This is a genomic window from Cognataquiflexum rubidum, from assembly GCF_022538115.1.
Classification (GTDB): Bacteria; Bacteroidota; Bacteroidia; order Cytophagales; family Cyclobacteriaceae; genus Cognataquiflexum; species Cognataquiflexum rubidum.
In genome coordinates, this window is record NZ_JAKZAL010000006.1 from 207,898 (window position 1) to 227,723 (window position 19,826).

Consider the following 19,826-nt stretch of genomic DNA (forward strand, 5'->3'; position numbering starts at 1 on the left):
AAACTAACTCTTAATTTTGGAAATTATGTCAGAAAAACCCAAACCCATATTTCATAAGCGGATCTTTTGGGATGTGGATTTCCAAAAGCTTGACTATAATGCCAAGGCCAATTTTATTATTGAGCGGGTATTTGAGCGAGGCGATGTGGATGACATAAGGAATTGTAGGAGGTATTATGGGGATGAGAAGATTACTAGAGTCCTTTTGAATGCTAAATTTCTCCCTGAAACCAGGATGTACCTGGCAGCAGCCGTTATTGATAAACCTATCACAGCTTTCAGATGCTACGCCTTGAGACAGTCGAATCCGGGACTTTTTCCATACTAAATTCAATGATGAAAATTCCTGAGCTAAAGGGATTTTCATTGGTTGGAGGCACGGCCCTTTCCTTGCTATATGGTCATAGAATATCGGTTGATTTGGATTTATTTTCCAATGAAAAGTTTGATAATATAATTGTCAATGAGGCTTTGGTAAGGGAGTTTGGATCTGACTTTCTTGTGGAGGAAAAGCCTCCCCATTTTGGAATATTTTGCTATATCCAAGATATCAAAGTCGATTTTATCCGACATCCCCATCCCATCATTCGTCCCATAAAAGAAATAGAAGGAATCCGGTTCTTTTCTAATGAGGACATCATAGCGATGAAAGTTCAGGCCATTTTAGGCAGAGGTAAAAAGAAAGATTTTTGGGATATTGCCGAATTGCTCAAACATTACTCAGTATCGGATTTTGTAAAATTTCACAAAGAAAAATACAATACCAAAAACCTCCTAATCACCGTTCCTAAGGTAATCACTTACTTTGGTGATGGCGAGGAAAGCGAGGATCCTGTTAGTCTCAAAGGCCAAACATGGAATAGTGTACAGAAAGAAATCAAAAAAAAGGTGAGTGAATATCTAATTTAAATGGGGAAGATTTGATTTTACATCTGAGTCTTAATTTTTAAATAATAATGATATGAAAAAGAAAATAACATTGGGAATAGAAAGCAGCCTAATCGAGTCCATTAAATCAAAAGAAACTTTTCAGCTACCAATAATGGAAAAGGATGGGGAAAATATTTTAAAAAGTGAATCACAAAAAGCTTCAGAAAGGCTTTTAGAAAAGCTGGCTATAAGTGAGACAATCTCTGATTTTGAAATGAAAGCAATAATCCAAGATCATGTAAAAAATAAATATGCTTAAGAATTTTTCGAATAATCAAGAATAATAAAATTACTAAATCATTATTTCCCTACCTCATCAAGCCTCCAAAATCCTTGATTCCTTTTGTTTCGGCTATTTTAAGCAACTTCATCAGCAACTGCGCAGTCAGGAAGGCATCCCCGGCTGCGGTATGCCGGTCGTCCAATCGTATTCCATAGCGGTTGCAGACAGCATCTAGGGCATACTCTTCTTTGAGGGCGGTTTTTTCGTCAAAATGAGGACCTTTCTCCAATCGCATGGCGAAATATTTGGTATCAATTACAGGGTTCAAAAACTTCCTAAATCCAAAAGGTTGCAAAGTTTTTTCCAGCATCATCAGGTCAAATCCGATATGATGACCGACAATGATATCCGAACCCAAATAACCCAAGAGTTCTTTGCCAAAATCCATCAAGGGTGAGGTTTCGATCGGATATAGGATCTCATGTACCTTGATGGATTCCCTGTTTTGGACAGACACATCAAAATACCTTTCCATGCCGGAGGCCACCTGCATGCTGAACCCTTTGAGTTTGATGGCTCCAAAAGAAATGACATGGTCGCTTTTTGGGTTGAAGCCGGTGGTCTCGGTATCCAAAACCACAAAAGTCAATTGGGAAATCGGCCTAACGGCAGGGATTTTTTTTTCAAAACCTGCTTCGTAAGCTTCTACGAAGGAAGACTTGGGAGTTTTTTTACCCAACAAAAAATCCAGCCATCCCATATCAACTTGTGAAAAAATCCAATTGAAAACGGATTCGCATGATTTTCTGCAGCTCATCTATGGGAGCAAAAGTGTTTTTCAGCAATTGGCGCTGCAGCTTCCCCAAATCTTCGGGATGAATGTACCTTCCCGAGTTTCCTGATTTCAATCCCTCAATGGCCCGCATCCGCATGAGGATTTCATAGGCTTTTCCGGCTTCGAGTAGGAGTTCCGTATAGTTTGGTTCAAGTTCGGCCAGTTTTTCAAACCGCTTGAAAGTATTGTTGATCCCGACGACGCGGTGACTGAGAACCAATAGCCTTGCCATGTCTGCCAAAGGCATCATTGCCCGGAGCTTGATGTCAAATTTATCTTTTTGCTCGCCTGACTTTTCCACCAAAAAATTCCTGAAAAAACCCAAGGGAGGAGGATTGAGTAATGCATTTTTGGCAAGGAAATTTAGGAAAATAGACTTGTCGGAAATTTCCTGATAGATATGTCCGGTAAGTTCCTCGGCCAATTTTTTATGGCCAAAAACCGCCCGAAAGTCAAAAAAAATGGTGGCGTTTAACAATGCCTGTTGGTTGGGGCTCAGAATCCAATCGGAGAAGTACTTTTTCCATTGGGATAAAGGTTGACACCATTTGGGGTTGGTGGCCATCATATCCGCAGGACAGGCCTGAAAGCCACAAAGAAACAATGTTTCCATTACTTCTTGGGCGATCAACAGCATGTAGGCTTGGGAATTTTCTGCCAATTCTTTTGGCACATCTTCAAAAACGATGGCATTGTCGAGGTCAGTTCTGAGCAGTTGCTCCTCCCGGCCTTCGCTTCCCATGGACAGAAAGCAGAATTTCACTTTCGAAGCTTCGGGATAGTTTGGACTGTGTTTATTGATGGCCAACTGGACAGCACGTTGGATGATGATGTCGTTGATTTCAGAAATGATGTTTGCCACAAAATCCATCGCCACTTCGTTTTCCAGATAATACTTCAAAAGCCTTTCCGCGCGGTTTCGGATTTTGGCCATTTCGTCCACTTCCCAGGTATTCATCAGGGCATTGATCAAAACCGCAGGGCTGTTTCCTTGCGAAAGCAAAATGTCATGGTCTGAAAGGATCCCTGTAACCTTACTTTTGAGGGTCCCATCTTCTGTGAAAATAAGGTGATGCAGCCTGTTTTTGATCATGGTAAGGTACAGGTCGGAGAAACCTGCTTCCTTGCTTTTGGTCATCACGGGCGAAGTCATCAATTCTTCCACAGGCGTATCATAGCTTTTTTGATAGGCCACAAGCCTATTTCTGATGTCCTTGTCGGTAATGATCCCGAGAGGAAATTGGTTTTGATCCACAATCACTATGGACCCGACACCTTTGGCTGCCATCTTTTCAACTGCGATCAGGATGGTGGTTCCTTTCTGACAAGTCAGGACATCGGTGGAATAATTAAGGTCCGATTGCCCGCTGAAGATCATCAGTCCATTGTCCTTGGACAATTCGGTAAAATCCCTTCTTGCCTTTTGAGATTGGGAAAGGTCGCTGCGGACGACCACCTGACCGGAAGCAAATCCTGCCGCAAAATAAAGGCTTACCCTACTATTTTCATTCAGTATTTTTTCAAAAATAGAAACGGGGATGGCATACAACAAACTGTCCTCCCGGGCCTTGGCTGTCAGTATATAGGGTCTTTTTCCCAGCAAAGCCAATACCCCAAACACATCCCCTTCATCACAGACTTCGACTACCCGTTCCTGTCCATCTTTATTTTCTGAAAGTTGAACCGAGCCTTCCTTCAGGACAAAAAAGAAATCCTGTGCAGGATCACCTTGGCTGAAAAGATGCTCACCCTGTGCAAAGTATTTTACCTCCACGCCCTTTGCCACCAATCCCAATGAGGCCTCATTGAGAAAAGTGAAGGGAGGAAACCTTTTCAGGAATTCCTTGACGCGGTTGACGATGACGTTGGCCATTTATTTTAGATACAAGATGTGATACACATATCAGACTCAAGACATGAGACACAAGACGTAAGACTAAATTTGTTGTAAGTTGGAATTATCCCTTATTGTAGACAGAATTTCACTTTGACTCAGGATCAAATCTCATGTCTTAAGTTTCACATCTCAAGTCTTATTTCATTTTCTTCCTTCAATAATCTTCGTGACCACCTCCGGATCGAGAAGGGTTGAGGTATCTCCCATATTGTCGGTGCTTCCTTCGGCCACTTTTCTGAGGATCCTTCGCATGATTTTGCCCGAACGGGTTTTTGGCAGTCCGGATACAATCTGGATTTTGTCAGGTTTGGCGATTGGGCCAATGATTTTGCTGACGGTTTCCTTGATTTCGTTGATCAGGTTTTCCTCTGTACGGTGGGACATATCACAGATCACAAAGGCGTAGATTCCCTGTCCTTTGACTTCGTGCGGATATCCGACCACTGCTGATTCGATGACCAATGGGTGTTCGTTGATCGCATTTTCCACTTCGGCTGTTCCCATTCTATGACCGGATACATTGATCACATCATCGACACGGCCTAAGATGCGGTAATATCCGTCATGGTCTCTTTTGACACCATCACCTGTAAAGTACATGCCTTTGTAAGTGGAGAAATAGGTCTCTTTGCAACGCCCGTGGTCTCCCCAAAGGGTTCGGATCATAGATGGCCAAGGGTATTTGATACAAAGATTTCCTTCCACGGAATTACCGGTCAACTCATTTCCTTCCGGATCTACGATGGCCAATTGGATTCCGGGTAGGGGCAAAGTCGCAAAAGCAGGCTTTGTCGGCGTGATGCCTGCGATGGGGGACACCAATATTCCACCTGTCTCTGTCTGCCACCAAGTATCTACAATCGGACATCTTGATTGGCCGATGTGGTTGTAATACCACCTCCAGGCTTCCTCGTTGATAGGTTCACCTACCGAACCCAATACCTTCAACGAATCCAAATTGTAAGGAGCAATGGGATCAGTTCCATAAGCCTGCAATGCTCGGATAGCCGTCGGCGCCGTATAAAATTGGTTGACTTTGTGCTTTTCAATCACAGCCCAGAATCTTCCCGGATCAGGATAAGTCGGCACTCCTTCGAACATCAGCGTGGTCGCCCCGGACAACAAAGGACCGTAGACAATATATGAATGTCCGGTAATCCAACCGATATCTGCGGTACACCAATACACATCTCCGGGCGAGTATTGAAACACGTTTTCGAAAGTGTATTTGGTATAGACCATGTAGCCCGCAGTGCTGTGGACAACGCCTTTTGGCTTGCCTGTTGATCCCGAAGTGTACAGGATAAACAACGGGTCCTCACTATCCATCTCCTTAGCCACGTTACTGTCCTTTTCTCCCACGATGACTTCGTGCCACCAATGGTCCCTGCCGGCTTTCATGGTTACATCCTGACCGGTACGCTGACAGACAATCACCGTTTCTACATCGGCCTTTTCCAAAGCTTCATCGACGATGGCTTTAATGCCGATTTTTTTATTGCCGCGGTAGTTTCCGTCAGAGGTCAAAATTGCTTTTGCTCCGCTGTCAATGATCCGGTCTGTAAGTGCATTGGCACTGAATCCCGCAAAAACCACCGAGTGAATCGCCCCGATTCTCGCACAGGCAAGCATCGCAATGGCTGCCTCGGGGATCATGGGCATGTAGATGATCACCCGGTCGCCTTTTTGGATACCTTTGGATTTGAGTGCATTGGAAAATTGGCAGACCTGATGGTACAATTCTTTGTAGGAAATCGTTCTGACATCCTCACCCGGTTCACTTGGTTCCCAGATAATGGCCGTCCTGTCTCCGAAAGCAAAGAGGTTTTTCTCAAATATATTTTCGGTGATATTCAATTTACCATTGACAAACCATTTGACATTTGGACCCTCAAAATCCCATTTCAGAACTTTGTCCCATCTTTTTTTCCAATGAAAGGAGTCGGCTATTCTTGCCCAGAAACTTTCAGGTTCTGTAACTGACTTTTGGTATTCATAGAAGTACCCGCTGAGGGTATGTATTCTATCACTCATGGTTATATGTTTTTAGGTTATTGTAATTGATTTTAATTCATTAATGACTTCACTTTGGAAACCAGGTCTTTATTTGAAAAGGGTTTGGTAAGGTAAAGATCCGCTCCTAGATTCATCCCTTTTTGGACATCTTGCTGTTTACTTTTTGCGGTCAGGAATACTACCTTGACACCTTCAATATTTTCTTTAATGTGTCTACATACCTCATAACCATCCACTTTAGGCATCATGATATCAAGAATAACCAGCTCGGGATGATTTTCCTTGATGATACCCATTGCTTCTTCTCCGTCTCGGGCGATAAACACCCTGAAGCCTTCTTTCTTGAAGAGAAACTCCAATGACAAGAGGATATTGGGTTCATCATCTACTATCAGTATTTTGTTCATCGGCGTTATTGGAATGTGTTAATAAATGATGCTCAAGTTGCAGAGGCAGGATGAATTCAAAACAAGTCATATCTGACTTTGTAAATACGCCTATCTTACCCCCATGGTATTCAATGATTTTTTTGGATATGGCCAAGCCTAGACCACTTCCTATAGGCTTTTTACTGGTTTGGTTTTTAGCCTGAAAAAACTTTTCGAAAATGTAGGGAGCTTCTTCTTCAGGAACACCTTTCCCATCATCAAAGACCTGAAGATAAAGATCATGATCTTTCAGGTAAGTTTTAAGGACTATTTTATTTCTGGCAAATTTGGAGGCATTGGAAAGCAAATTAAGAATAACCTGTTTTATTCTATCCTCATCGACCAACAACTGAAGCTCATCATATCCAATTTCAATATTGAAATCAATGTTTTTTTCCTTGAAAATCTGAATCATACTCTCAACAGTCTGAAGAATGAGTATTCTGATGTCCGTTTTTTCGAGATTAAGTTCCTGTCTTCCGGAGTCAAATCTTTCCAAATCCAAAACCTGATCAATCAAGCGGGTCATTCTGTTCGTTTCCTGAATGATAATATCCAAAAACCTTTTTTTATCCGCTTCAGGAAGATCATCATCCAAAAGAATTTCTGAAAAAGCCCTGATTGATGTGATGGGGGTCTTCATTTCATGGGTCACTGTTGAGATAAATTCATCCTTGAGCATATCATTGAGTCTTAGCGTCTCATTCATTTTTTGGAGTTTGTCGGAAGCCTTCTTCAATTCCTTACTTTTTTGTTTGAGGGCCAAATTCAAACTTTTAAGCTCTTGGGTTTCTCTCAGAATCCCCAATACCTCTGCCATACTGATCTCCTCTTCTTCCACGACCGACGCGACCATGATCCTCGCTGATGCAGATCCAATGATCCCTGTCAATAAGCGTTCGGAATAATTGACCAATTCAGGATCAGCGTAATTTTTGGTGCCAATGGTCCTACCCGTCCGGATTGAAAAATCCCTTAATACCTCTTGGGTTTTCTCTTCCCCTAGAAAATTATGGAGCAATGCTTTCAAATCGGGTAGATAAGCTTGTCCTTTCCATATAATTGAACTGTCTAGAGAAGTACTGTATTTGAAAATATCCACAAATACCACGGCCTGATTGTGTTCTTTGGAAGTCTGGGTAGAAAATAAGGAAATGACTACATATAAGATGACATTAACAGAAAGACTGAAAAATAGACCGTGGGTCACATAACTCATTTCCTGAAATCCAAACAATGCAGTCGGTTTTAAGCCAATTATACCAAAAAGCCCATTTTCCAATAATCCGGGATGGAGGTATCCTGCTGTCACCATTGTAGGTATTACCAAAGTATAAAACCATAGAACAAACCCTGCAACGATACCAAACAACGCTCCTAGGCGAGCACCCTTCTTCCAAAATATCCCTCCTATAATCGCCGGGGTAAACTGTGCAATGGCCACAAATGAGATCAAGCCAATGGATACCAATGAAAACCGGGCAGAGATTTCTTTATAGTAAACGTATGCCAAAAGTATGATTACAAAAATCGAAACCCTGCGGATCCGGAGTACAATTTTGCTCAGCTTATGTTGATACTTGATTTTCAGGTTATCATTTACCAGCAATATGGGCATGATCAGGTTATTGCTGACCATGTTGCTCAGCGCAATAGTTGATACTATGATCATACTCGTCGCAGCAGAAAATCCACCGAGATACACGAGCAATGCCAACCAATCCTGATTAAAAGCTATGGGTAAAGCCAATACAAATGTATCGGCATCCACTGTTCCAACCGGAAAATGGACCAATCCCCCCAACGCAATCGGTAAAACAAAGACATTAATCAAAAGCAGGTAAGCGGGAAAAAGCCACATGGCTTTATCCAGATGCTTTTCGTCATTGTTTTCTATCACTCCCATCTGAAATTGTCTCGGCAAAAACAGAACCGCCATCATGGATAGGACACTCATCCAAAACCATTCTGAGACGCCATGCTCGCCCTGCAATACAAACAAATGGTCCAATCCCCGTAAGGATGCCTGCGTAAAAATGTCAGCAAATCCATCATAAACGAAATAAGTGACAAAAACCCCCACGGTAATAAAAGCAACTAATTTGAAAACAGATTCAAAAGCCACAGCCATCACCATGCCCTCATGCTGAGCTGTTGCTTCAATGTTCCTTGTCCCAAACAGCACTGTAAATAAAGCCAAGCCCATTGCCAAATAAAACGCTGTATCCTGATAAAAGGGATAAGAAATCAGGTTTTGGTTGAATTCAGAATACTGGAGAATATCAAATGAATTGGCGACTGCTTTGATCTGTATAGAAGTATAAGGCAATATTCCCACCAGGCAAAAAACAGTCACCACGCCTCCAAGAGTGATATTTTTGCCATAACGACTGGATATGAAATCCGCTATGGAGGAAATGTGCTGAACTTTGCTGATTCGGATAATTTTACGCATCACGACCCACCAAAGTGGGGCTACAAGGCTTGGGCCAATATAAATCGCCAAAAACTCCATTCCATTGGTAGCTGCCCGACCGACAGAACCATAATATGTCCATGCCGTGCAGTAAACTGCCAGTGATAGGGCATATATGTAGGGATTTGAAGATAGTTTTTTACCCCTGGATGCTGACCGCTCGGAATACCATGCAATGGCAAATAATAATGCCAAATAACCAAAGGTAAACGATATGATCAGCCCGTTGCTAAGCATTGTTTTTCTTATTTGTTTTTCTGATCACCAGCATGGTGATGGCAATCAAAAACAGCCAAAAACCAAAAACCAACAAATACAATAAAGGAATTCCAAAAAGGGTTTTGGGAATATTGTATATGGACAACACAGGATAATTCAATATAAACAGTCCCAGAAAAAAAACTGCCCATAAGTATTGGCTTTTGAGTGTGTCTTTCATGATTCGTTCTGTATAAGTTTTAAGTCCCCAAAAAGAGGAACCCCGGCAAATCCTACGCCGGAGTCCATCTCAGTTTCTTTGGAATTTTATTAATGAGCCTGTGCTCCACCAGCTCCTCTTGGAATCCTGATTTCCTGTATCATGTCCTGAACATGCTGCGGTGGAGCGGGAGTTACTTTAGACACCACAAAGCACACGACAAAGTTGATCAACATGCCCAAAGAGCCAATGCCTTCAGGAGAAATACCAAACCACCAATGCTCGACATTATTCAATTCCGGGCTGATAAATTTGAAGTAGCTGATATAAACGATTGTAAATACAAGCCCTGAAACCATTCCGGCTATTGCCCCTTCCTTGTTCATTCGGCTGGAGAAAATCCCCATGATGATTACCGGGAAGAATGATGCCGCTGCCAATCCAAAGGCAAAGGCAACCACCTCAGCTACAAATCCCGGAGGGTTTACTCCAAAGTATCCTGCCAACACTACTGCTCCCCCTGCTGCGATCCGGGCTATTCTCAGTTCCTTTTTCTCGGACATTTCAGGTCTAAATGTTCTGAAAAGATCCCTTGATACGGACGTGGAAATCACAAGTAGCAGTCCTGCTGCTGTAGATAAGGCCGCCGCCATAGCACCGGCTGCTACCAGACCGATAACCCAGTTTGGAAGCTGTGCGATCTCGGGATTAGCCAAGACCATGATGTCCTTGTCGATGGTGAGTTCATTGGCATTCTTGTCCGCAACATACTGCACAATACCGTCCCCGTTTTTATCTTCTACGCTAATTAGGTTAGTCTTCTGCCAATTCCCTACCCATTCAGGCAAATTATCTACAGGCTTGCCGGCAACAGTTTCAATGGCATTATAAATCCCAAATGCTGCCACCGCAGGAGCTGTAGTATACAGAATCGCAATAAATACCAATGCATACCCTGCCGAAAGACGGGCATCTTTTACTCTTGGAACTGTAAAGAACCTCACAATCACATGCGGAAGCCCGGCAGTACCGACCATTAATGCGAGAGTTATGGCAAATATGTCCACCATTTCTTTTCTCCCTGAGGTGTAAGCCGCAAATCCCAATTCTGTTAATACTCCATCCAGTTTATCCAAAAGGTGAGTACCATCCGCGACAGTTGCACCAAGTCCAAGTTGGGGAATAGGATTTCCGGTCAATTGCATGGAAACGAAAATGGCAGGAACCATATAAGCGAAAATCAGCACACAATACTGCGCCACTTGGGTATAAGTAATTCCTTTCATTCCCCCTAAAACGGCATAGAAAAAAACGATACACATCCCGATGATTACCCCAGTGTTGATGTCTACTTCAAGGTACCTAGAAAAAACAATTCCCACGCCTCGCATCTGTCCGGCGACATAAGTAAAGGAAATGAATAGTGCGCAGATGACAGCCACGACCCTTGCTTTGTTGGAATAATACCTGTCTCCCACAAAATCAGGAACAGTAAATTTTCCAAACTTTCTTAGATATGGAGCCAAAAGCAGCGCAAGCAACACATAGCCACCTGTCCATCCCATCAGGTATACCGAGCCGTCATAGCCCGAAAAGGAAATGATCCCTGCCATGGAAATGAAAGATGCAGCAGACATCCAGTCAGCAGCTGTTGCCATGCCGTTGGCAAGAGGAGAAACTCCACCTCCGGCAGTATAAAATTCTTTGGTTGACCCTGCACGGGTGTAGATCGCTATCCCGATATAGAGGGCAAATGATAAACCGACAAGTATATATGTCCAAGTTAAGATATCCATGTTATTTTGGTTTTTTAGGGGTTATTCTTCGTTGACGTCAAATTCTTTGTCCAGCTGATTCATTCTGTAGACATATACAAAAATCAGCACTACGAAAGCGTAGATAGACCCCTGTTGGGCAAACCAGAATCCGAGCTTAAATCCTCCAATTTTGATTTGGTTGAGTTGTTCTACCAGCAGGATACCGAATCCAAAGGAAACAGTGAACCAGATGATTAAAAGGATAAGCAGTGTCCTGAGGTTCTTTTTCCAGTAAGCCTGCATTTTGAGTTTGTTTTCTGACATAATACTTTGGGTTTTTAGAGGAATAATTGAGTTTGGAGTATGAATTCACTTGCCATACTGCTTTTGATAAAATTTTCAAAAACAGGTCGGGTACTGTATTGCAATGTAATTTTTGCTTGGTGACCATTTATGAAATAATTGATGCCAAGGTCATATTGGAAGGAACTTTCGTCAAAGTAATCAAAATCTTTATAAGTAAATGCTCCGAATGGCTGAAGTCTCCCATGGTCTCCCAAAATCCTCTTGGGCAGAAGAAATCCTGTTTGGGAATAAAAAATATTCCCGGTTCCAATAGTTGGTTGGGCATTCCCCGGTCCGTTTTGACTGGTGCCCGGACCAAATCCAATATTCATAATCCCGACATTTCTTAGGTAATTGGGGCCAAAATTATAATTGTAAAAAACAGCATAGGAAGTCAAAGCTGTCCCCGAAACGGGATTAATGGGAATATCCAAAAAAGCATCCAATCCAAGCAGGGAAATATCATGGTAGTTAATTTCCCCATTCATATTTTTAGAGCTTGTGGCATTTGGATGATGATGCCAGCCTCCACCAATGTTGAATACTTTCTTGGTGCCTAGGTAAGAGCCTACAAAAAAGGGAAGTTTATTGTTTTCCTTATCCAAAAACTGATAGGCAATGTACCCTTGGGTAGCCCAGTTTTCATTGACCACATTGGCTGCGACCGGTCTTTCCCTGTTGTTATCGAAGCTTCCCCCCGAACCTATAGAAAATGGCTTATTGAGTGCAATCCTATAATCCCATTTTGACACCTGACCCTTGGCATAGATCCCAAACTGACGTGCAAATTGGTCAGTAAACTCTATCAGGGGCCAATTAAAAATGGGTGCATCCACGGCCAAAAATGACATGGTGCTGTGACTGGACAACCTTGAAATTCCATTCCAATAATGAAGTCCACTTCCAATGTATAGCTCTTCGGTTACTTTAAACTCGGTCCATATATCATGAAAAAACAATTGGGGTTTTTTTGCTGACATTCCGTTTGCTGTTCCGGTTCCTGTTTCGGGATTAACAGTCACAGGAATATTTCCGGGATTTCCGGTTGCGCCACCTGCAGGCACACCACCGCCTGTAAAGGTCTGGTTGTTTATCCCAAAATGAGTCAAAATCAAAAACCGGGGAGATACTTGGGCATAAGCCAAAAATCTAGCCCTGCGGATTCCGATATCAGTGGAGCTGTTTTTCGGACTGCCATTCACACTGAGGGTTCCCGGATTGTTTTCAGTTGACCTCATCCACATTTGATTCCAGATCAGGAACCTGACATATTTAGATCCATCATCACTGAGTTTGAGTAAGAGAGGCTTATAGGTGTGGTCAAATAACATCTCATCTTTCTGGGTCATAAAAGATGCAAGTGAGTCTTGGCCATATCCCGGCAACACCACCATCCAAAAAAAGAAAAGGCACAAATAATAAGAGCGGGAAAACATAATCATTTGGGTTTGTTGTAATTGGGTCTTATTGCTATGTCACGGCCCTAAGATCCACCCAAGTTGAAAAGTTGAAATTCAAATAAAAAAACAGAGATATATTTTTGTTAATTTAATATAGCAAACAGCATTTTATTCTGGATCATCTGTTTTTAAACCGCTCCCATTTTATTATCATGAACTTGTCCCCCAGTTCAGTGATCAACATACCCGTATCTGTAAGGTTTTCCTTTAGGGTCATAAATTTGACCAATTCGGAGTGGTTCAATACTTTATATGTTGGTCTGTAATCGTAGTTTTCAGGGGCTTTGATTTTATAAAGTTTGACCCAATTCATAACCGAGACATGGCTAACTCCCAGTAATCTTTCGATTTCTCTGTAAGAGATTCCTTCGATATAAAGCTGTAAAGCCTTCACTACATAATATTTATCGATTGATTTACCGAGCTTATTTACTGTAAAGTGGTAGCCGCATACTTTGCACTTAAACCGTTGTCTCCCGTCTATCACACCACTTTTGGTTACCTTGGTATGCTCACATTTGGGACATATTGCCTTTTCCATATGCTCTAATTTGGGTTTGGTATATCATTTTAGCGAAAGTATACCATATTAGCAACATATAATCATTCAAGAATAAAAAAATAATTTTTCAGAATAAAATTTTGGCTTCAATGCTCTTGACAGTATTTAACCTATCACACAAGCATTTCCAGCAAAACCGCCAATCCGAAAGCCAGGATGCTGATCAATACTTTATTCAGATAAAATCGGTGGTCAGGACTGCTTTCAAAAAATATGGTCGTGGAAATATGGAGAAATCCTCCTGCAACCATTCCATAAAATACATTCAATCCTTCTCTGCCTAGGATATTGCTTTCATACATGTAATTGCTCAGGACCATGCCCATAGGGGAAGCCAAAGCAAAGACCACCAAAAGTGCAAATACCCATCTCTTTTTAAGACTAGCCATCAATACCGCCACCAAAGCAAATGCTTCAGGACCTTTATGCAATAGGATTCCGAACAGTAGGTTATTGCTGCCATGATGGTGGTGACTGTGCCCGGCGTGTTCATCATGTTCGTGTAAATGGCCTGCCAATGAACCGTCTTCTGTCAATAAGGTTCCCTCAAGAAAGGCATGTAAAAACAATCCGATCATAATCGTCCATACCCCGACCTGCATCCCATGATGCTGATGGTCAGGATGGTGGATATGGCCATGTTCTACCCCTGTCGACAATAGCGCCAGAATCTGTTGTAATAAAAACCCAAGTAAGATGTAAAATCCCATTTTGGTCGGGTCTGAAGATTCTACAAAAAGCTCCGGAAGGATATGAAGTACCGTGATCGCAAAAAGGTATGAACCTGCAAAAACCAAAACCAGCTTGAAATACCTTTCTTCCCAACTCGGTATAAAATAGGCCAAGCCCCCGGCAAAAAGGGCAGTAAAGAATAAAACAAGGAAATTAAATGTCATCTTTTGGTGGTTTGAGATAAGCCTGAATCCAAATTCAGTCTACTATTTTGATAAAGGGAAAGAAATGGGCATTCACGAATTACGCTGAAAATTTTTGATCCGGCTTAATCCTGCGGAAAGGAAAGAAACGGCTTTATCCCTTCACTTGCATAAGATTTTAATTGTCCTGTGGAGTCATTGTATATCAAGAACATCTCAAACAAATTCCGGCTTTTCTGGAGTTCAATTGCTTTATCAGTACCCATCACCATCAATGCGGTCGCATAGGCATCCGCTGTCATGCAATCCCCAGCCACAACGGTAGCACTTAAAAGGTTATGATTGACGGGTCTCCCTGTGGCAGGATTTATCGTGTGGGAAATTTTGATTCCCCCGGATTCATAATAATTTCTGTAATTACCGGAGGTAGCCATTCCTTTATTATCCAATGCCACGATGCTGTATAGGTCATCGGCCCTACCGAGTTCCTCGGGACGGTTGATACCCACTTTCCACAGTTCCCCTTTTTCATTTACTCCCCTAGCTACCAATTCCCCGCCGATCTCTACAAGTAGGTTTTCTATTTCTTTGCCTAGCAAAAATTCCGCAACTACATCTACGCCGTATCCTTTGGCAATAGCACTGAAGTCAAGATACATGCCCGGTTTTGTTTTTATGACACTTGCGGAGTCAAAAGAAATTTTATTGAACCCTACCAAATCCAACATCTCATCGATATTGACACTGTCTTTCAGTTGTGGCCCGGTAGGACCAAATCCCCAAAGATTGACCAAAGGACCCACAGTCGGGTCGAAAGCGCCTCCGGTGATTTCGTATACTGCTTTGCTGCTTTGGAGAACAGGAAGGAAATATGGCAATCCAAAAAACAAGGTGTCTTTTTGATTGAATTTGCTTAATTCAGAGTCAGGAACATAGGTGGAAAGTGATTGGTTGAAGACCACCAACAAGGAATCTATACTGGTCTGAAAATCCCTTTCACTTGGGTCAAGATAAGTGATATTGTAAGTAGTGCCCATCGTGTTGCCATTCAGGGTGACCTTACCCGTCACTTTTTCTTCTATTTCCTCAACTGGTTTTTGTTGGTTTTGGCGGTAGAGGTAAACTACTGCTACCAAAAGCAAAAGAATAATGGAATAGATAATGTTCTTATTGGCGTTGCTTCGCATATAAAAGAGCAATTTTTCGAAAGTTAAGGGTAATTTTCCAAATTAAGTTCCAAAAATGCAATTATTTGCAATTTTGTTGCAAAAAGGTCTGGAGCTTAATTTACCTTTTTGGCTTGGGCTAATTTTCTATATTTGTAATTGCTGATTGTTGCGCTATGAGAGAAGATTACCTGAGTGGGGACAAAGAAAAACTGAATTCATCTGACAAGGAAATTGAGAAGGCTTTGAGGCCTTTGAGTTTTGATGACTTTACAGGTCAATTTAAGATTGTCGAAAATCTCAAGGTTTTTGTTTTGGCAGCAAAACGAAGAAATGAACCTTTGGACCATGTACTTCTTCATGGCCCTCCGGGCTTAGGAAAGACGACACTCAGTTACATCATTGCCAACGAACTGGAATCCGGGATCAAGATTACGTCAGGTCCGGTGTTGGATAAGCCTTCCGATTTGGCAGGTTTGCTGACGAACCTTGACGAAGGAGACGTACTTTTTATAGATGAGATCCATAGACTGAATCCTATTGTCGAGGAATATCTTTATTCGGCCATGGAAGATTTCAGGATTGACATCATGTTGGATTCAGGACCCAATGCCCGGTCTGTTCAGATTTCGCTCAATCCTTTTACCCTTATCGGGGCCACGACCAGATCAGGTTTATTGACTTCACCGCTTCGCGCAAGGTTTGGGATCAATTCCCGCCTTGAGTATTACGATGCGAAATTGCTAACAGATATTGTCGAAAGATCTGCCGGCATTCTCCAGACTCCCATCGATGCAGTCGCTGCCTATGAAATCGCCAGAAGAAGCCGCGGAACACCAAGGATTGCCAATATGCTTTTGCGCAGGACGAGAGACTTTGCCGAGATCAAAGGAAACGGAAATATTACCATGGAAATCGCCAAAATTGCCCTGAAGGCATTGGATGTGGATGAAAATGGCTTGGATGAAATGGACAACAGAATCCTGATGACCATTATCGAGAAATTCAAAGGAGGTCCGGTAGGGCTTTCTACTATTGCCACCGCTTGCAGTGAAGAAGCAGAGACAATTGAGGAAGTATATGAGCCGTTTTTGATTCAGGAAGGCTATCTCAAAAGAACCGCAAGAGGCAGAATGGCAACCGAACTCGCTTACAAGCACTTGCATCTCAAACCCAATTTTGGGGCAAGCAGCGGCAGTTTATTTGAATAAGTTCTTTGTGCTTTTTCATTCTGATTTGAAATTGTGGACCACCTTCAAGAAAAATACAGCCAAATCATAAAGACCCAGGCCAAAAACCTGGGCTTTGATTTTTGTGGCATCGCCAAGGCGGGATTTTTGGAAGAGGAAGCTCCAAAACTCGAAGCTTGGCTCAACCAAAACTACCAAGGCCAAATGGCATATATGGCCAATCATTTTGACAAAAGACTGGACCCCACCAAACTCGTCGAGGGAGCCAAAACTGTGGTCAGCTTGATTTACAATTACTTTCCAAAAAAAGAATTGTTCCAAGAAAAGGAGGAATACAAAATCGCTAAATACGCCTATGGACAGGATTACCACCATGTCATCAAAGAAAAGCTGAAAGTACTGCTCGAAAACCTGCGCCAAGAAATCGGAGAGATTGACGGAAGGGCCTTTGTGGATTCCGCACCTGTGATGGAGCGTCAGTGGGCCCAAAAATCAGGTTTGGGTTGGTTGGGAAAAAACAGTCTTTTGCTCAATAAGGAAATGGGTAGTTTCTTTTTTTTGGCTGAATTGGTCATCGACCTTGAGGTAGCTCCGGACCCGCCGATATTGAAAGATTATTGCGGTACCTGTACCAAATGTATTGATGCCTGCCCGACAGAGGCCATCGTGCAGCCCGGCGTAGTGGATGCGTCCAAGTGTATTTCTTACCTGACGATTGAGCTCAAAGAAAATATTCCTGCTGCTTTCAAGGGCAAAATGGAAAACTGGGTTTTCGGTTGCGACATCTGTCAGGATGTATGTCCATGGAACAGATTTTCAAAACCACATCAAGAACCACTTTTTGATCCCAAACCTGAATTGGGGGAAATAACCAACCGGGATTGGGAAGAAATCACAGAAGAAACCTTCAATAAAGTTTTTGCAAAATCTGCGGTAAAACGCACCAAGCATTATGGATTTTTAAGGAATATAGTCTTCCAAAAGTGATCCTAAATTTTTTAATCCATATACCTTTGGTTAAATAATATATTTGTTCGCAATGATGCCAGTGGATAAGATATCTATTCCGATTCCGGGATGCGGACTTAATAGCCCGGTACATCGGTCTTCCGACTTCGGTCTTCCGTCCGGTTTGAAGTTTAATATAGGGTTACTGGCAAAGAAGCGGATAACCATTATAAACAATCTATCGTCATGAAGATTTTTGAAGTCAATTCCCCAAAACTGGAATGGGATTTTTTGGAAGTTCACGTCCTGTTCAACAAACCTTATCCCAATTGGATCAGACCATTGGATGTGGATGTGATGTCAGTTTTTGATCCAAAGAAGAATAAACTTTTAGCCAAATCGGATGCTATTCGTTGGGTATTGAAAGATGATCAAGGTAAGCTTTTAGGCAGGATTGCCGCTTTTGTCAACAAAAGATACACCAACAAAGGAGATGATGTCCCCGTTGGCGGATTCGGATTCTTTGATTGCTTAGAAGACCAAAAGGCTGCGGACTTACTTTTTGATACTGCCAAAAACTGGCTAGAGGTAAGGGGAATGCAGGCCATGGACGGGCCGATCAATCTGGGTGACCGGGACAAATGGTGGGGATTATTGGTCGATGGCTTTCATCCGCCGATCTACAACATGAATTACAATCCGCCTTATTACCAAAAGTTATTTGAATCCTATGGCTTTCAAAATTTCTACGATCAGATATGTTGGAGTCTTTCCGTGGCGCAAGAAGCACACCAATTGGATCCGAAGTTTTATGAGGCCCATCAGAAGTTTTATGGAAACTCGGACTTCAGGGCGGAATATGTCAAAAAAGACAACTTGGAAAAATATGCGAAAGACCTGAGTTCAGTTTACAACAAGGCTTGGGCAAAGCATCAGGGAAACAAGGATATCTCACCGGAACAGGCCTTGAAATTGTTCAAAACCATCAAGCCAGTCTTGGATGAAAAGCTGATCTGGTTTGTCTATCACAAAGATGAACCTGTGGTGATGTGGGTCAACCTCCCTGATATCAATCAGATCATCAAGCACCTTGACGGAAAGTTTAACTGGTTTGCGAAACTGAAATTCTTCCTCATCAAAACCTTTGGGAAAAATGAAAATTTTGTGGGTTTGGTATTCGGTGTGGCACCGGAGTTCCAAGGCACAGGACTCGATTATTACATGATCGTGGAGGCCGAAAAAGTCATCAAATCCACTACTTCCTACAAAAAGCTGGAGCTCTATTGGCAGGGTGACTTCAATCCCAAAATGCTGAATATTTCAAAAAACCTCGGAGGAAAACACTTTCGGACCTTGGTCACTTACCGGTATTTGTTTGATAGGCAGAAGCCTTTTGCAAAGCATCCGGTATTGTTATGATTTCTCTCTTTTTAAGTTTTTGAATATCTTTGTACTTTCTCCTACCAAAACCAGCTTGATTATGAACCTGCAATACATTTCAGATAACAGAGGCAAAACTACAGGCGTATTTATCCCCATTCAGGAATGGGAATTGCTAAAATCTAAATTCAAAGGATTGGAAGAGGAAGTTCTTGGTGACCAATCAAAAGACGAAATATTATTAGGCTTACAGCAAGCGGTAGAAGAAATGAATCTGATCAAAAAAGGAAAATTAAAAGCCCGTAATGCAAAAGACTTGTTAAATGAGTTATAGCGTAAAAACTATCCCCCACTTTGACAGGCAGGCCAAAAGGCTTTCGCGAAAGTTTCCTTCATTCAAAGAAGAGCTTTTTAATTTGATTGAATCCCTCGAAAATGACCCGACACAGGGGACTCCCTTAGGAAATGATTGTTTCAAAATCCGACTTGCCATAAAATCTAAAGGAAAAGGAAAATCAGGTGGTGCAAGGGTTATTCTGCATGTAACTTTTATTAAGAATGACGTTTATTTACTTACAGTATATGATAAATCCGAAAAGGAGAACATTTCGGATTTAGAACTTCAGGAATTTTTAAAAATGATAGAATAAAAAAAGCCCCAAACTCGAGGCTTTTGCTTTAACCTGCAAGGCTAATAAAATATTTGTCTAAGACGGGTTCGTATTTTGTTGAAAACTTCCTATAACACCAATCCCTAAATTCCTGTATCTCTGTCGGCATCAGCAGGTTCAGTGCTTTGCGCAACTCCTTCTCAAACAATCTTCTGTCAAAACTGACTTTCATCAAGATGATTTTCACGTATTCCAGCATATTTCAAAGAATTTATAATAAATGATTAAACAGATTGTTTGTTAATACGA

At 42.0% G+C, this 19,826-nt stretch carries 21 protein-coding genes; 8 read left to right on the forward strand and 13 right to left on the reverse strand.

The window, feature by feature from the left end:
• The first annotated feature begins 25 nt into the window (after window positions 1-25).
• Genes MMU05_RS09080 through MMU05_RS09090 form a run of 3 tightly spaced genes read left to right on the forward strand, consistent with a single transcriptional unit; the run spans window position 26 to window position 1,189 of the window.
• Entirely contained in the window at window positions 26-328 is a 303-nt protein-coding gene (locus MMU05_RS09080; protein WP_241128199.1) for a DUF6922 domain-containing protein, read from the forward strand.
• Window positions 329-333: 5 nt separating this feature from the next.
• Window positions 334-909, forward strand: coding sequence for a nucleotidyl transferase AbiEii/AbiGii toxin family protein (locus MMU05_RS09085; RefSeq protein ID WP_241141364.1), 576 nt, complete (start codon window positions 334-336; stop codon window positions 907-909).
• Between the two features lie 52 nt (window positions 910-961).
• Entirely contained in the window at window positions 962-1,189 is a 228-nt protein-coding gene (locus MMU05_RS09090) for a hypothetical protein (protein WP_241141365.1), read from the forward strand.
• A gap of 49 nt (window positions 1,190-1,238) precedes the next feature.
• Here the strand turns inward: MMU05_RS09090 and MMU05_RS09095 are convergent, their stop codons facing one another.
• The 12 genes from MMU05_RS09095 to MMU05_RS09150 all read right to left on the reverse strand — a co-directional run bounded on the left by MMU05_RS09095 (window position 1,239) and on the right by MMU05_RS09150 (window position 15,409).
• Window positions 1,239-1,970 (reverse strand): 3'-5' exonuclease, encoded by a 732-nt coding sequence (locus MMU05_RS09095; protein WP_241128202.1) that lies wholly within the window; start codon window positions 1,968-1,970, stop codon window positions 1,239-1,241.
• The gene (locus MMU05_RS09100) at window positions 1,915-3,861 is read right to left on the reverse strand and encodes a DUF294 nucleotidyltransferase-like domain-containing protein (protein ID WP_241141366.1); all 1,947 of its coding nucleotides are present in this window, start codon (window positions 3,859-3,861) and stop codon (window positions 1,915-1,917) included. Before MMU05_RS09100 ends, MMU05_RS09095 begins: the two co-directional genes overlap by 56 nt.
• Before the next feature lie 165 nt (window positions 3,862-4,026).
• Window positions 4,027-5,919 carry an acetate--CoA ligase gene (acs, locus tag MMU05_RS09105; protein ID WP_241141367.1) on the reverse strand — a complete coding sequence of 631 codons (1,893 nt, stop codon included), beginning with the start codon at window positions 5,917-5,919 and terminating at the stop codon, window positions 4,027-4,029.
• A gap of 32 nt (window positions 5,920-5,951) precedes the next feature.
• A complete protein-coding gene (locus MMU05_RS09110) occupies window positions 5,952-6,308 on the reverse strand; it encodes a response regulator transcription factor (RefSeq protein WP_241141368.1) in 357 nt (118 codons plus the stop codon).
• Entirely contained in the window at window positions 6,283-9,042 is a 2,760-nt protein-coding gene (locus MMU05_RS09115) for an ATP-binding protein (RefSeq protein WP_241141369.1), read from the reverse strand. The genes MMU05_RS09110 and MMU05_RS09115 overlap by 26 nt, the downstream gene beginning before the upstream one ends.
• Window positions 9,035-9,244, reverse strand: coding sequence for a hypothetical protein (locus MMU05_RS09120; protein ID WP_241141370.1), 210 nt, complete (start codon window positions 9,242-9,244; stop codon window positions 9,035-9,037). Before MMU05_RS09120 ends, MMU05_RS09115 begins: the two co-directional genes overlap by 8 nt.
• 89 nt (window positions 9,245-9,333) lie before the next feature.
• Window positions 9,334-11,019, reverse strand: coding sequence for a sodium:solute symporter family protein (locus MMU05_RS09125; RefSeq protein WP_241141371.1), 1,686 nt, complete (start codon window positions 11,017-11,019; stop codon window positions 9,334-9,336).
• Window positions 11,020-11,040: 21 nt separating this feature from the next.
• Window positions 11,041-11,304 carry a DUF4212 domain-containing protein gene (locus MMU05_RS09130; protein WP_241141372.1) on the reverse strand — a complete coding sequence of 88 codons (264 nt, stop codon included), beginning with the start codon at window positions 11,302-11,304 and terminating at the stop codon, window positions 11,041-11,043.
• Window positions 11,305-11,318: 14 nt separating this feature from the next.
• The gene (locus tag MMU05_RS09135) at window positions 11,319-12,761 is read right to left on the reverse strand and encodes a porin (protein WP_241141373.1); all 1,443 of its coding nucleotides are present in this window, start codon (window positions 12,759-12,761) and stop codon (window positions 11,319-11,321) included.
• A gap of 142 nt (window positions 12,762-12,903) precedes the next feature.
• Complete coding sequence (locus MMU05_RS09140) at window positions 12,904-13,326, reverse strand: IS1/IS1595 family N-terminal zinc-binding domain-containing protein (protein ID WP_241141374.1); 423 nt, start codon at window positions 13,324-13,326, stop codon at window positions 12,904-12,906.
• 134 nt (window positions 13,327-13,460) lie between these two features.
• A complete protein-coding gene (locus tag MMU05_RS09145; RefSeq protein WP_241141375.1) occupies window positions 13,461-14,243 on the reverse strand; it encodes a ZIP family metal transporter in 783 nt (260 codons plus the stop codon).
• A gap of 104 nt (window positions 14,244-14,347) precedes the next feature.
• Window positions 14,348-15,409, reverse strand: coding sequence for an FAD:protein FMN transferase (locus MMU05_RS09150; protein WP_241141376.1), 1,062 nt, complete (start codon window positions 15,407-15,409; stop codon window positions 14,348-14,350).
• Between the two features lie 155 nt (window positions 15,410-15,564).
• Between MMU05_RS09150 and ruvB the strand changes: the two genes are divergently transcribed.
• The 5 genes from ruvB to MMU05_RS09175 all read left to right on the forward strand — a co-directional run bounded on the left by ruvB (window position 15,565) and on the right by MMU05_RS09175 (window position 19,556).
• A complete protein-coding gene (ruvB, locus tag MMU05_RS09155) occupies window positions 15,565-16,599 on the forward strand; it encodes a Holliday junction branch migration DNA helicase RuvB (protein ID WP_241141377.1) in 1,035 nt (344 codons plus the stop codon).
• Between the two features lie 33 nt (window positions 16,600-16,632).
• On the forward strand, window positions 16,633-17,565 hold the full coding sequence (gene queG / locus MMU05_RS09160) for a tRNA epoxyqueuosine(34) reductase QueG (protein ID WP_241141378.1): 933 nt from the start codon (window positions 16,633-16,635) through the stop codon (window positions 17,563-17,565).
• Window positions 17,566-17,772: 207 nt separating this feature from the next.
• Window positions 17,773-18,945, forward strand: coding sequence for a hypothetical protein (locus MMU05_RS09165; protein ID WP_241141379.1), 1,173 nt, complete (start codon window positions 17,773-17,775; stop codon window positions 18,943-18,945).
• Between the two features lie 61 nt (window positions 18,946-19,006).
• Window positions 19,007-19,240 (forward strand): hypothetical protein, encoded by a 234-nt coding sequence (locus MMU05_RS09170; protein WP_241141380.1) that lies wholly within the window; start codon window positions 19,007-19,009, stop codon window positions 19,238-19,240.
• Window positions 19,230-19,556 carry a type II toxin-antitoxin system RelE/ParE family toxin gene (locus tag MMU05_RS09175; protein ID WP_241141381.1) on the forward strand — a complete coding sequence of 109 codons (327 nt, stop codon included), beginning with the start codon at window positions 19,230-19,232 and terminating at the stop codon, window positions 19,554-19,556. The genes MMU05_RS09170 and MMU05_RS09175 overlap by 11 nt, the downstream gene beginning before the upstream one ends.
• A 28-nt stretch (window positions 19,557-19,584) precedes the next feature.
• On the opposite strand, the gene MMU05_RS09180 is transcribed toward MMU05_RS09175, so the two are convergent.
• A complete protein-coding gene (locus tag MMU05_RS09180) occupies window positions 19,585-19,776 on the reverse strand; it encodes a hypothetical protein (protein WP_241141382.1) in 192 nt (63 codons plus the stop codon).
• Window positions 19,777-19,826 lie beyond the last annotated feature (50 nt).

Excerpts from the sequence above, each read along its gene's own strand:
- MMU05_RS09095 (WP_241128202.1), bottom strand. The coding sequence starts at position 1,970 with ATGAGCTGCAGAAAATCATGCGAATCCGTTTTCAATTGGATTTTTTCA.
- ruvB (WP_241141377.1), top strand. The coding sequence starts at position 15,565 with ATGAGAGAAGATTACCTGAGTGGGGACAAAGAAAAACTGAATTCATCT.
- MMU05_RS09080 (WP_241128199.1), top strand. The coding sequence starts at position 26 with ATGTCAGAAAAACCCAAACCCATATTTCATAAGCGGATCTTTTGGGAT.
- MMU05_RS09175 (WP_241141381.1), top strand. The coding sequence starts at position 19,230 with ATGAGTTATAGCGTAAAAACTATCCCCCACTTTGACAGGCAGGCCAAA.
- MMU05_RS09145 (WP_241141375.1), bottom strand. The coding sequence starts at position 14,243 with ATGACATTTAATTTCCTTGTTTTATTCTTTACTGCCCTTTTTGCCGGG.
- MMU05_RS09130 (WP_241141372.1), bottom strand. The coding sequence starts at position 11,304 with ATGTCAGAAAACAAACTCAAAATGCAGGCTTACTGGAAAAAGAACCTC.
- MMU05_RS09170 (WP_241141380.1), top strand. The coding sequence starts at position 19,007 with ATGAACCTGCAATACATTTCAGATAACAGAGGCAAAACTACAGGCGTA.
- MMU05_RS09090 (WP_241141365.1), top strand. The coding sequence starts at position 962 with ATGAAAAAGAAAATAACATTGGGAATAGAAAGCAGCCTAATCGAGTCC.
- MMU05_RS09115 (WP_241141369.1), bottom strand. The coding sequence starts at position 9,042 with ATGCTTAGCAACGGGCTGATCATATCGTTTACCTTTGGTTATTTGGCA.
- MMU05_RS09165 (WP_241141379.1), top strand. The coding sequence starts at position 17,773 with ATGAAGATTTTTGAAGTCAATTCCCCAAAACTGGAATGGGATTTTTTG.
- MMU05_RS09180 (WP_241141382.1), bottom strand. The coding sequence starts at position 19,776 with ATGCTGGAATACGTGAAAATCATCTTGATGAAAGTCAGTTTTGACAGA.
- MMU05_RS09110 (WP_241141368.1), bottom strand. The coding sequence starts at position 6,308 with ATGAACAAAATACTGATAGTAGATGATGAACCCAATATCCTCTTGTCA.
- MMU05_RS09140 (WP_241141374.1), bottom strand. The coding sequence starts at position 13,326 with ATGGAAAAGGCAATATGTCCCAAATGTGAGCATACCAAGGTAACCAAA.
- MMU05_RS09085 (WP_241141364.1), top strand. The coding sequence starts at position 334 with ATGATGAAAATTCCTGAGCTAAAGGGATTTTCATTGGTTGGAGGCACG.
- MMU05_RS09125 (WP_241141371.1), bottom strand. The coding sequence starts at position 11,019 with ATGGATATCTTAACTTGGACATATATACTTGTCGGTTTATCATTTGCC.
- MMU05_RS09135 (WP_241141373.1), bottom strand. The coding sequence starts at position 12,761 with ATGTTTTCCCGCTCTTATTATTTGTGCCTTTTCTTTTTTTGGATGGTG.
- MMU05_RS09150 (WP_241141376.1), bottom strand. The coding sequence starts at position 15,409 with ATGCGAAGCAACGCCAATAAGAACATTATCTATTCCATTATTCTTTTG.
- MMU05_RS09100 (WP_241141366.1), bottom strand. The coding sequence starts at position 3,861 with ATGGCCAACGTCATCGTCAACCGCGTCAAGGAATTCCTGAAAAGGTTT.
- acs (WP_241141367.1), bottom strand. The coding sequence starts at position 5,919 with ATGAGTGATAGAATACATACCCTCAGCGGGTACTTCTATGAATACCAA.
- MMU05_RS09120 (WP_241141370.1), bottom strand. The coding sequence starts at position 9,244 with ATGAAAGACACACTCAAAAGCCAATACTTATGGGCAGTTTTTTTTCTG.